Annotated in this window: 7 protein-coding genes; 3 read left to right on the forward strand and 4 right to left on the reverse strand. The window is 62.2% G+C overall.

Translation table 11 applies throughout. The features are described 5' to 3' along the window. Position 1: 1 nt before the first annotated feature. From ABD997_RS05485 to gltA, 4 genes are all read right to left on the reverse strand, one after another. A complete protein-coding gene (locus ABD997_RS05485) occupies positions 2-3,073 on the reverse strand; it encodes an efflux RND transporter permease subunit (protein WP_345316006.1) in 3,072 nt (1,023 codons plus the stop codon). After that, complete coding sequence (locus tag ABD997_RS05490) at positions 3,060-6,290, reverse strand: efflux RND transporter permease subunit (RefSeq protein WP_345316007.1); 3,231 nt, start codon at positions 6,288-6,290, stop codon at positions 3,060-3,062. Before ABD997_RS05490 ends, ABD997_RS05485 begins: the two co-directional genes overlap by 14 nt. 9 nt (positions 6,291-6,299) lie before the next feature. Next, positions 6,300-7,355, reverse strand: a complete 1,056-nt coding sequence (locus ABD997_RS05495) for an efflux RND transporter periplasmic adaptor subunit (protein WP_345316008.1) — start codon at positions 7,353-7,355, stop codon at positions 6,300-6,302. 287 nt (positions 7,356-7,642) lie between these two features. Next, the gene (gene gltA / locus ABD997_RS05500; protein ID WP_345316009.1) at positions 7,643-8,929 is read right to left on the reverse strand and encodes a citrate synthase; all 1,287 of its coding nucleotides are present in this window, start codon (positions 8,927-8,929) and stop codon (positions 7,643-7,645) included. A gap of 412 nt (positions 8,930-9,341) precedes the next feature. Between gltA and sdhC the strand changes: the two genes are divergently transcribed. From sdhC to sdhA, 3 genes are read left to right on the forward strand one after another with little or no spacing between them, the layout of a single operon-like run. Beyond that, positions 9,342-9,740, forward strand: coding sequence for a succinate dehydrogenase, cytochrome b556 subunit (sdhC, locus tag ABD997_RS05505; RefSeq protein ID WP_345316240.1), 399 nt, complete (start codon positions 9,342-9,344; stop codon positions 9,738-9,740). Next, the gene (gene sdhD, locus ABD997_RS05510; RefSeq protein WP_345316010.1) at positions 9,734-10,081 is read left to right on the forward strand and encodes a succinate dehydrogenase, hydrophobic membrane anchor protein; all 348 of its coding nucleotides are present in this window, start codon (positions 9,734-9,736) and stop codon (positions 10,079-10,081) included. Before sdhC ends, sdhD begins: the two co-directional genes overlap by 7 nt. Beyond that, positions 10,082-11,842, forward strand: a complete 1,761-nt coding sequence (gene sdhA, locus ABD997_RS05515; protein ID WP_345316011.1) for a succinate dehydrogenase flavoprotein subunit — start codon at positions 10,082-10,084, stop codon at positions 11,840-11,842. It begins immediately after the preceding gene.

The following is an 11,842-nucleotide window of genomic DNA, read 5'->3' on the forward strand; positions in this document are numbered from 1 at the left end:
GCTATAACCAGGCGGGTCGCCAGCGGCGACAGCGGGCCAGGGTTCGACCTATTCCTGCCGAGACCCGGCTGCGCAGACGACTGAGCATCAGGTAAAGGTAGGGCACCAGCAGCAGACTGGTCAGGGTGGAAAACGCCAGTCCGCCGATGATGGCGATCGCCATGGGCGAGTAACTCGGCCCCCCCCCGGCCAGTCGGGTCTCCCACAGGGCCAGTGGCAGCAGGCCCAGGATGGTGGTAGCGACGGTCATCAACACCGGTCGCCAGCGGCTGACGGCGGCGTCGATGATCGCCTGACGCATCCGTTGTGGCGCCGGCTCATGCTGGTTTATCTGGTCTACCAGCACGATGCCGTTGTTCACCACCACCCCCATCAGCACCAGGATCCCGATCATCGCCATGACGCTGAGGTTCTGGCCGGTGAGCAGCAGGGCCCAGAACACGCCGGTGAGGGAGAACAGGATGGCGCTGATCACCGCGGTGGGCAGCAGCAAGGATTCGAACAGCGCCGCCATCACGATGTAGATCATCGCCACCGCCAGGAGCATATTGGTGACCATCAGGGCCTGGCTCTCATCCTGGTACTGGAAGCCGCCGCCAAAGCTGTAGTGGTAGCCCTCGGGAAGGCGTAATGCATCCAGCCGGGCGCGGATCGCATCGCGCAGGCGGTTGTAGTCGACGTCACTGTCGATATTGCCGCCGATCGCCAGGGCGGTTTGCCGGTTCTCATGGCGGATCTCATCCAGCCGCGGTTGCTCCGCCAGGGTGGCCACCTGCTGCAGGGTCACAACCTGGCCGCGGATCCGCGCCAGGGGTAACTGCTCAAGGCGCTCCAGCGCCTGTCGCCATTGCGGTTGCCACTGCAGGCGGATGGCGATCTCGCCACTGGGATCATGGCGGAAGGAGCGCAGGTTCTCCCCCCGCAGTGCGGTGGCGACGGTTCGGGAGGCAGCGCTCAGACTCAGTCCCAGCCGCGCCAGCTTATCCCGGTCGAAACGCACCACCAGCTCCGATTCGCTGCGGCTGATCTCGGTACGCAGATCGCTGAGACCCTCCACTTCACCGAGCAGGGGCAGAAGGTCGTCCGCCAACGTCATCAGACGCTCGGTGGAGCGGCCGTGCAGGTAGAGGCGCAGGCCGCGGTCGTCATTTCCCTGCCAGCCAAAAACCGGCCGGGCATAGGGCAGTTTGGGGAAACCCTCGGCGATCACCTTTTTCAGCTCCGGCATCGGCATCGGCAGGGGATCGGTGAGGATCAGCGTTGATTGCAAGTCGTTCGGTGAGAAGTAGCTGTAGACCGACTCGATGCCGAAGCGCGCCTGGTTGGCGTAGAGGTAATCCTCCATGGTGTTCAGCATCCCCTCGGTCACCCTGAGACTGTGACGCCCCTCCACCTGGTAGTTGATGTAGAGCCGCCGAGGATCGCCCTCATCATCGTCGCCCTGACTTATTTGCGACAAGGGGTAGGCCGTGGAGCCAAGCAGCAGCAGTGCCATCGCCCCCGTGCGGACCGGCCGGTCCAGGCACCAGCCCAGCAGACGCCGGTAGCGGGCTGCTTCCGGGGGAGCGGCGGTCTGGCCCAGTTGTCCGAAGTGATAGAGCAGCAGGGGCAGCAGGGTACGGGCGATCAGCAGGCTGGCCAGCAGGGAGAGGCAGATGGCGATGGCCACATGCTCCAGGAAGATGGTCAACTGGACCTTGACGCCGAAGATGTTGGGGAGGAACACGATGGCGGTGGTCAAGGTGCCCGCCATCACCGCCAGTACCACCCGGTCGACCCCCAGGATCACGGCCCGGCGACGATCCCGGCTGTCCTGTTGCAGCACGCTCTCTGAGACCACCACGGCGTTGTCGATCAGCATGCCAACCGCCAACAACAGCCCCATCATCGACAGGATGTTGAGGCTGTAGCCCAACAGGTACATCACCCCCAGGGTCAGGGTGATGGAGAGCGGTACCGAGATGACGATCAGCAGGGTGGTCAGCGGGTTACGAATAAAAAGCCAGAGCACGGCAAAGGAGAGCAGGGCGCCGATCGCCCCGGCCAGCGCCAGGTCCTTGAGGGACGCCTTTACCCCGTCAGCCTGATCGTCCATCACGTAGAGATCGATTCCGTCGAACTGCCGCTGGCCCCGGACCTGATCCACGACCGCCAACACCCTGTCGGCCACCTCCACCAGGTTGGCACCGGATTCCTTGAAGATATCCAGCCCCACGGCGTAGCGGCGATCCAGCAGTCTTCCCTCGGTGATCTCCGGGCGCTGGTACTGGATCTGGGCCAGATCCCCCAGGGTGAGCCCGGGTTTGACCGTCAGGGCGCGGATCGCCTCAACGGAGCGATACTCCCCTTTCTGGGTGATCTGCCACAGTTGTTCGCCCTGGCGCAGGGTGCCCCCGCTGAGGACAAAGTTCTGCTGCTTCAACCTGTCCCCCAGCCAGTTCGGGTCAATGTCGTGGGCCATCAGTCGCTCCGGTATCAGGCGGATCTGGATCTCCTGGGGTTCCACCCCGTACAGCGCCACCCGGGAGACACCGGGCAGGCGCTCCAGCGGTCGTTTCAGTTGCTGGTCCAGCAGGTCCCAGGCACCGGAGAGATCCCGGGCGGAGGAGAGACGCAGGGTGAGGATCGGCATATCCTCGGTGGAAAACTGCCAGATCAGCACCCGCTCCACATCCTCAGGCAGCAGGTGTCGCACTGCGTCGACCCGCTCCCGAACTTCGACCACCTTGCTGGCGATCGCCTCGTCCCAGTCAAAATCCAGCCGGATCCAGGACTCGGTCTGGCTGGAGCCGGAGCGCATCCGCTTGATCCCGCTCAAGGTGGCCAGGGAACCCTCCAATACCTCGGTGATCTCCCGCTCAACCTCCCGGGGCGAGCCCCCTTCGTAGGGGACCTGTACGGTGATCTGCGGGATCTCCAGGCCGGGCCACATCTCCAGGGGCAGAAGTCGTGCCGCCACCAGTCCCAGCAGTCCCAGGGCGAGGAAGGCCATGGTGACGGTGACCGGGCGGCCCAGTGCCAGCCGGGTTAGGGAACCACCGCTTGGCGCGGCGTTATTATCATGCTGCATCATGGCGCACCTCCGGCTGGCTGGCGTCAAATTGAGCGTAAAGTACTGGGATCACCACCAGGGTGAGCAGGGTCGCCAGGCTCAACCCGGCGATCACCGTGACCGCCATGGGCGCGCGCAGCTCCGAGCCCTCCCCCAGGCCCAGCAGCATCGGCAACAGGCCGAGGACGGTAGTCAGGGTGGTCATCAGGATGGGGCGAAGTCGTTGGGCGGCGGCCTGCTCGATCGCCTCCAGCTTCTCCTGGCCTTGGCGCCGCCCCTGATTGATGCAGTCCACCAGAACGATGGCGTTGTTGACCACGATGCCGCACAGCAGGATAAAACCGATGAACACCAGCACCGACAGGGGCATCCCGGCCAGAGCCAGCCCCAGCACGCTGCCCGCCAGCGCCATCGGCACCGCCGCCAGGATCAGCAGGGGTTGAAGCAGGGATTCGAACTGGCTGGCCATCACCATGTACACCAGGAATATTGCCAAGGCCAAAGCGATCTTCAGGGAGTGGCTAGACGCCTCCATCTCCTCGCTTTGGCCACCGAAATCCAGCCGCAACCCCGGCGGCAGCGGCTGTTGGCTCAATATCCGCTGCGCCGCGGCTACCCCCTCGCTGAGACTGCCATACGCCAGGTCTGCGCTGATCTGGGCTACTCGCTCCTGGTCGATCCGGGTGATGGTGGCGGGACCAATGCTTTGCTCAATCCGGGCCACCGCATCGAGGGCGATGGGACGAGGACTCTCCGGGTTGACGGTCAGGGCGGCGATGTCGTCGATCTGATCCCGGGCAGACTCGTCGGCCCGCACGCGGATGTCGATCTTGCGATCCTCCAGGGTGTAGCGGGAAGCCAGGGTCCCTCCCACTAAAGTGGCGATCCGTGACGCCACGTCGGGGGCGGTGAGCCCCAGGGCCGCCAGGCGCGGATGGTCAAAGTGGATCGCCAGCTCCGGTTGGCCATCCCTCAGACTGTTGCTGATGTCGCGAAAACGGGGATCCGCCGATAGCCGTTCGACCATAAGGTCACTGGTACGGCGCAGTTGTCCAAGATCGTAGCCGGCCAGCTCCAGGGTGATCGGCTGCTTAAAGGTGAGCAGTTGCGGCTGCTTCAGCTCGTAGGTGAGATCCGGGATCCGCCCTGCGGCGTCGCGCAGCCCGTTCATCACCGCATCCTGCTGCTCTGGCGCACTCAACACCACTTGCAAACGACCCCAGTTTTCGCCGCTGCGCTGACTGCTGGAAGCCATCAGCGCCGCGCTGCCGGCCTGGGAGTAGGCATGGGCCACGCCCGGGTGGTCGAGTACCGCCTGGGCCAGCTGAGTCAGTACCGCATCGGTGCGGCTGACGTTGGTGCCCGGGGGCAGTTGCAGTTCCAGGTAAAACTCACCCTGCGCCATGGGGGGGATCAACTCCATGCCAAGGCGTGGCAGCTGGTAGGCGGCTGCCGCGGTGATCCCAACGGCAATACCCAGGGTGAGCAGGCGGTGGCGCAGCGCCCGGGTCAGCAGCGCCGGGTAGAACCGCGCCAGCGCCCGGTAGCCGCGATTGAAGGCCCAGTCGATGGGGGCAAAGAGCCAGCGGGCGATAACGCCCACACCCTTCGCCAGGAAGTAGCCGAGGGTGAGCAGGGCGCCGGGCAACCACTGGAACAGTAGCAGGAAGGGCAGGGCAAACACCGTGGTGGCGTGCCGGCGCCAGCCCCTGCGTCGGACCGGCTTGGCGTTGCTGTCCGGCGTGTTGGGATCCGGGTTGGCAAAATGCAGGCCGGGTCGGCCTGCCAGCATGGGGATGGCGGTGAGGGCCACCACCAGTGAGGCCAGCAGGGCAAAGGTGACGGTGAGGGCCTGATCCGCGAACAGGGCGCCGGCGATCCCGTCGACGAACAGCAGCGGCAGGAACACCGCCAGCGTCGTCAGTGTGGCGGCGGTGATGGCACCGGCTACTTCCCGGGTCCCCTGTGCGGCGGCTTTTTCACTGGCCAGACCCGCTTGGCGATGCCTGTCGATGTTTTCCAGTACCACGATGGCGTTGTCCACCAGCAGTCCCACCGCCAGGGCGATCCCCCCCAGGGACATCAGGTTGAGGCTGATGTCGGCAAAGTACATCAGGTTGAAGGTGGCGATGACCGAGATGGGGATTGAGAGCGAGATGATCAGGGTGGGCCGAAGCTGGCGCAGGAAAAGAAAAATCACCCCCATCGCCAGCACGGCGCCGATGAGGGCGGCCTGAATCACCTCATCGATGGCGCGCTCGATAAAACGGGATTGGTCGTAGAGCAGAGTGATGGGGCGGCTGTCGCTGCGCTCGCCCAGTTGTGCCAGTCGCTCCCGCACCGCCTGTGCCACGGTGACGGCGTTGGCATCCCCCTCTTTGTAGATGGCGATCTCCACCGCCTCCTCCCCATCGACCCGGGCGATGTCACTGCGCTCGGCGAAGCCATCCACCACTTGGGCGATCTCCCGGAGGCGGATCTGGCGCTGGCCGTCCCGGTAGACAACGATGTTGGCCAGCTCATCGAGGCTCTGAAACTGGTTCAGGGTGCGGACCAGCAGCTCCCGACTGCCCTGGGTCAACTTACCGGCGGAGAGGTTAAGGTTTTCCGCGCCGATACGCTCCACCAGCTGCTGGGGCGTCAGATCGAGTTGGGCCAGCATCGGCAGGTCCACCAGGATCTGCACCTCCCGTACCAGTCCGCCGGAGGGGCGTACCGAGGCCACCCCGGGCACCGACTCCAGTTGGCGCTTGAGCGTCTCATCGGCCCAGCTGCGCAGGGCAATCAGGTCTTTCTCCTTCCCAGCGGGCAGCGGGACACCCAGGCGCAGGATGGGATCCAGGTTGGGATTAAAACGCAGGATCAACGGTTTCTCCACGTCCAGCGGCAGCAGGATGGCATCCAGCTTCTCCCGGACCTCCAATGCCGCCAGGTCCATCTGGGTGCCCCAGTCAAACTCCAGTTGCAGATCCGAGAGTCCTGCCCGGGAGGTGGAGGTCATGCGGCGCAACCCCTTGACGATCCCCACCGACTCCTCGATCGGCTTGGAGACCAGCTGCTCCACCTCCATGGGCGCGGCACCGGGGTAGAGGGTGCGGATGGTGAGGGTGGGGTAGCTCATCTCCGGCAGCAGGGTGAGGCCGAGGCGGGCAAAGCCGACCATGCCGAATAGCAGCAGGGTGAAGATCCCCATCCACACGGTGACGGGGCGCCGGATGGCGGTGTTGATCAGGCTCATGGTGGGTCCTTAGCGTCCGGCAGCGAGTTGCAGGGGATCAATCACCGTGACTTCGGTGCCGTCATGGAGCTGGTGGTGCCCACGGACCACCACCTGGTCGCCCTCGGTGAGTCCCGCGACGACTTCGACTTGCTCTCCCTCGCTGTAGCCGAGGGTGACCTCACGGCGCTCGGCCATTCCCTCTTTGATGACGAAGACAGCGTGCCCCAGGTCCTGTCGGATCAGGGCGATGCGCGGCAGTACCAGGGCATTCTCATGGGTATCGAAACGCAGCTGGACGTTGCTGAACATGCCGGCCTTGAGGTGACGCGCTTCGTTGTTGACCAGCAAGGTTATCTTGGCGGTGCCGGTGTCCGGATCCACCGTCGGCGCAATCCTCAGCACCTGGGCCGGTACCGGCCCGTCTACGCCCTGGAGGCTCAGCCGTGCCTCCTGCTGGAGCCGTACCCGACCGAGTTCCTGCTCCGGAAGGTGTACCACCGCATGCAAAGGGTGTTGTTGGACCACCTCGAACAACACCTCCTGGACCTTTGCCATGTTGCCGACCTTGGCGTGACGTTTGGCGATCACGCCGTCGATGGGGGCGGTGATCTGGCTGTACTGCCACTGCAACTGGGCCAGATCCCGCTGCGCCAGGGCCGCCTCCCGGCGGTACTGGAGTTTGGCGATGGTCTCTTCGCTGACCAGCTGGCGGTTGGCAATGGCGGCGAGCCGGTTCAGCTCCTGATCGATCACGTCAAGCTCTGCCTGGGCCTTGTTGAGGTGGAGCCGGTGGTGACGGGGATCCAGTGTGGCGAGGAGTTGTCCGGCTTGAACGCGATCTCCCTCTTCAACCGCCAGGGTCTCGATGATCCCATCGATGCGCGCGACCACTTTGGCCTCCTCCGGGGCCTCGAGCAGTGCGGTGGTGCGGTAGTAATGGGAAACGCTCTCCCGACTGACGGCGCCGGTTTCTACCGGCACCAGCGGGGCGGCCTTCGCCTCATCGGCGGCATTGCTCTGCTGCCCACAGGCCAGAAGCGGGGTGATTAGGAGGGTGATGATTAACCCACGGTGCAAATCCATAACGTTTTCCAGAATTGATATCGGCAGATGCCTTCGAAAAGCGAAATCCGTGCCAAATAAAATAAACTTTTAATTACAAGGGATTAGTATGATTTGGTATGGGTTAAGACTGCAGTTGTTGAGAAAATGTTAGTGCTTTTGCCTCATGGGTGGGGGATTTCACTAAAGGGGGTAATTGCGTCGGGAGCGGGTGTCCGGACATAGGCCGTTGCAGCGATTCGGTGCGGTGTCTGGGAGCAACAAAAAAGCCAACCCTTAGGTTGGCTTGTTTCTTTGTACGCCGATTATCAGCGCTGGTTGCCGGGGATGTAATCCCGCTGCGGGGCGCCGGTGTAGAGCTGGCGCGGACGGCCGATCTTGTGGCCCGGCTGGCTCAGCATCTCCTGCCAGTGTGATACCCAGCCGACGGTGCGGGAGAGGGCGAAGATCACAGTGAACATGGAGGTGGGGATCCCGATCGCCTTCATGATGATGCCGGAGTAGAAATCCACGTTGGGGTAGAGCTTCTTCTCGATGAAGTACTCGTCGGACAGCGCAATGCGCTCCAGCTCCATCGCCACGTCCAGCAGCGGGTCTTGAATGTTCAGCTCCGCCAGCACTTCGTGACAGGTTTCGCGCATCACGGTGGCTCGGGGATCGAAGTTCTTGTAAACCCGGTGGCCAAAGCCCATCAGGCGGAAGGGATCGTTCTTGTCCTTGGCACGGGCCACGAACTCGGGGATACGATCGACGCTGCCGATCTCCTCCAGCATGTTGAGACAGGCTTCGTTCGCGCCACCGTGTGCCGGACCCCAGAGGGAGGCAACACCCGCAGAGATACAGGCGAAGGGGTTGGCACCGGAGGAACCGGCCAAACGAACGGTGGAGGTGGAGGCGTTCTGTTCGTGATCCGCGTGCAGGATGAAGATGCGGTCCATGGCGCGCTCAACGATGGGGTTCACCACGTACTCTTCGCAGGGTACGGAGAACATCATGTTGAGGAAGTTGCCCGCAAAGGAGAGCTCGTTACGCGGGTACACGAAGGGCTGGCCCAGGTTGTACTTGTACGCCATCGCAGCCAGGGTCGGCATCTTGGAGATCAGGCGGATCGCAGCCACTTCACGGTGACGCTCGTCGTTCACGTCGGTTGAGTCATGGTAGAAGGCCGACAAGGCTCCGACCACGCCGCAAAGGATCGCCATCGGGTGCGCATCCCGTCGGAAGCCGCGATAGAAGTTGGCCAATTGCTCGTGAACCATGGTGTGGTGGGTCACCACATTCTTGAACGTCTGCATCTCTTTGGCGTCCGGGAGATGGCCCTTGAGCAGCAGGAAACACACTTCCAGGTAGTTGGACTGGGTTGCCAGCTGGTCAATGGGGTAGCCGCGGTGGAGCAGGATCCCTTTCTCACCATCAATAAAGGTGATCTCAGACTCGCAGGAAGCGGTCGCCAGGAAGCCAGGATCAAAGGTGAAGTGGCCATGCTTCCCCAGGGAACTGATGTCGATGACGTCATGTCCGGCAGAGCCGGATTTGATGGGAAGCTCAATGGTCTCCTGACCGGGGAGCTGTAGCTTGGCAACAGGGTTAGCCATAAGCTGGTTCTCCTTACTTTTTATCGTTATCCATTCGTTGCCTGCGCATTCTAAGTGAGCGGTGTCACAAAAGGCAATTCGCTTAACTCAACCCAAGCAATCGTTATTTTCATCTTCTTTTGTTGACTTGTGTCTAATTAACATATTTGAAAGGTATTTACGTCTCTCATAAAGCCAAAAACTGTGATGTTTGTATTTGTTTTTTGCCAGTGTATACTGGCCGCGACCTTACCGGGAGCGGCACGCCAGCAGAGGATTTCGATGGCGGCCGGTTCGAGCAGGACGCAACTTGAAAGCAACATTTTCTGCATTTAAGTGAGTCTGGAGGGGCCCCTGAAGAGGCGGTCTGGATGTCTGATGTTTCAGGAAACCAGAATGCTCGCCCCGAGGGAAAATGATAATTATTTGCTCAATGGAGCTGAGTGAGCAGAACGTGAATAAGCAAAGACCTGTCTACCTGGATCTACAGCAGATCCAATTCCCCGCGACGGCCATTGCGTCCATTTTGCACCGGGTTTCCGGTGTGGTGATGTTCGGCGCTATCGCTGTCCTTCTGTGGCTGCTGGCCACTTCGCTGGAGTCCGCCTCCGGCTTCCAATCCGTTGCTGAACTGTTCAATGCTCTGCCTGCCAAGGTGGTGATTTGGGCGATCCTGACGGCCCTTGCGTACCACCTTTGTGGTGGCATTCGCCACCTGCTGATGGACCTGGGCTTGTTCGAGGGTTCCATGGAAAGTGGCAATAACTCTGCCCGGGTGGTGTTTGCGGCTGCCCTGATCTTGTCTGTTCTGGCGGGGATCTGGTTATGGTAAGAAATGCGGCAACCCTCGGACGCAGCGGCGTCCACGATTTCGTTCTGTTGCGCGCCAGCGCTCTGGTTCTGGCCAGCTACCTGATCTTCCTGGTCGGTTACCTGGTATTGACCCCTGAACTGACCTTCTCGGTTTGGCAGAACCTCTTCGCCGGCGTGGCGATGAAGGTGTTTACCCTGCTGGCCCTGCTGGCGCTGCTGATCCACGGCTGGATCGGTCTTTGGCAGGTGCTGACCGACTACATCAAGCCGGTGGGCCTGCGCGCCTTCCTGCAGTTTGCTGTCAACCTGGTTCTGCTGGCCTACCTGTTTGCCGGCGTTGTGATCCTGTGGGGTGTGTAAGTGAGTATTTCAGTAAAAGAGTTTGATGCCATCGTGATCGGTGCCGGCGGCGCCGGCATGCGTGCAGCCCTGCAAATCTCCAAAGAGGGCAAATCCTGCGCTCTGCTGTCCAAAGTCTTCCCGACCCGCTCTCACACCGTATCCGCTCAGGGCGGCATCACCGTGGCTCTGGGTAATGCTCACGAGGACAACTGGGAGTGGCACATGTACGACACCGTCAAGGGCTCCGATTACATCGGGGACCAGGACGCCATCGAGTACATGTGCAAGACCGGTCCGGAAGCGATCATCGAGATGGAGAACATGGGCCTTCCCTTCTCCCGCTTCGAGGACGGCAAGGTGTACCAGCGCCCCTTCGGTGGCCAGTCCAAGAACTTTGGTGGTGAGCAGGCTGCCCGCACGGCCGCTGCGGCGGACCGTACCGGCCATGCCCTGTTGCACTGCCTCTACCAGCAGAACGTTAAGAATAAGACAGAGGTGTACTCCGAGTGGTATGCCCTGGACCTGGTGAAAAACCAGGACGGTGCCGTGGTCGGAGCAACCGCCATCGACATCGAAACCGGTGAGATCGTCTACTTCAAGGCTAAGGCCACGGTACTGGCCACCGGCGGCGCCGGTCGTATCTACGCATCCACCACCAACGCCCACATCAACACTGGTGACGGTGTCGGCATGGCGCTGCGCGCCGGTGTGCCGGTGCAGGATATGGAGATGTGGCAGTTCCACCCCACCGGGATCGCCGGTGCCGGGGTACTGGTCACCGAAGGGTGCCGCGGCGAAGGCGGCTACCTGCTGAACAAGGATGGCGAGCGCTTCATGGAGCGTTATGCCCCTAACGCCAAGGACCTGGCAGGCCGCGATGTGGTTGCCCGCTCCATCATGACCGAGATCCGTGAAGGGCGCGGTTGTGATGGCCCCTGGGGTCCTCATGCCAAGCTGAAGTTGGATCACCTCGGCAAAGAGGTGTTGGAGTCCCGCCTGCCGGGGATCTGTGAACTGTCCCGCACCTTTGCCCACGTCGATCCGGTGAAGGAGCCGATCCCGGTGATCCCCACCTGCCACTACATGATGGGTGGCATTCCTACCAACGTGAATGGTCAGGTGATCGGGGCCGACGAGCAGCCGATCCAAGGCCTGCTGGCGGTGGGTGAAATTGCCTGCGTTTCCGTCCATGGCGCCAACCGTCTCGGCGGCAACTCGCTGCTGGACCTGGTGGTGTTTGGTCGAGCCGCGGGTATGCACCTGGGCGAGACCCTGGATGCCCAAGGCGCCGGCCGTGACGCCTCCGAGTCTGATCTCGACGCCAGCCTCAGCCGTTTCAATCGTTGGGAGTCCAGCAAAAACGGCAGCGGTGAAGATCCGGTTCAGATCCGCAAGGATCTGCAGCAGTGCATGCAGCTCAACTTCTCCGTGTTCCGTCAGGGCGACGCGATGGCCGAAGGCCTGGAGCAGCTGCAGCAGATCGCTGACCGCCTCAAGGATGCCAAATTGTCCGACACCTCCAAGGCGTTCAATACCCAGCGTATCGAGTGCCTCGAACTGGACAACCTGATGGAAACCGCCATCGCCACCGCCAAGGCGGCCAATTTCCGCACCGAGAGCCGTGGCGCCCACTCCCGTGAAGACTTTACCGAGCGGGATGATGAGAACTGGCTGTGCCACAGCCTCTACAACCCGCTGACCGGTGAGATGAGCAAGCGCGACGTCAATATGACGCCGAAACTGCGCGACGCTTTCCCACCCAAAGTGCGTACCTACTAA

Source organism: Ferrimonas gelatinilytica (genome assembly GCF_039544205.1).
In the GTDB taxonomy this organism is placed as follows: domain Bacteria; phylum Pseudomonadota; class Gammaproteobacteria; order Enterobacterales; family Shewanellaceae; genus Ferrimonas; species Ferrimonas gelatinilytica.

Excerpts from the sequence above, each read along its gene's own strand:
- ABD997_RS05490 (WP_345316007.1), bottom strand. The coding sequence starts at position 6,290 with ATGAGCCTGATCAACACCGCCATCCGGCGCCCCGTCACCGTGTGGATG.
- sdhC (WP_345316240.1), top strand. The coding sequence starts at position 9,342 with ATGGAGCTGAGTGAGCAGAACGTGAATAAGCAAAGACCTGTCTACCTG.
- ABD997_RS05485 (WP_345316006.1), bottom strand. The coding sequence starts at position 3,073 with ATGATGCAGCATGATAATAACGCCGCGCCAAGCGGTGGTTCCCTAACC.
- gltA (WP_345316009.1), bottom strand. The coding sequence starts at position 8,929 with ATGGCTAACCCTGTTGCCAAGCTACAGCTCCCCGGTCAGGAGACCATT.
- sdhD (WP_345316010.1), top strand. The coding sequence starts at position 9,734 with ATGGTAAGAAATGCGGCAACCCTCGGACGCAGCGGCGTCCACGATTTC.
- ABD997_RS05495 (WP_345316008.1), bottom strand. The coding sequence starts at position 7,355 with ATGGATTTGCACCGTGGGTTAATCATCACCCTCCTAATCACCCCGCTT.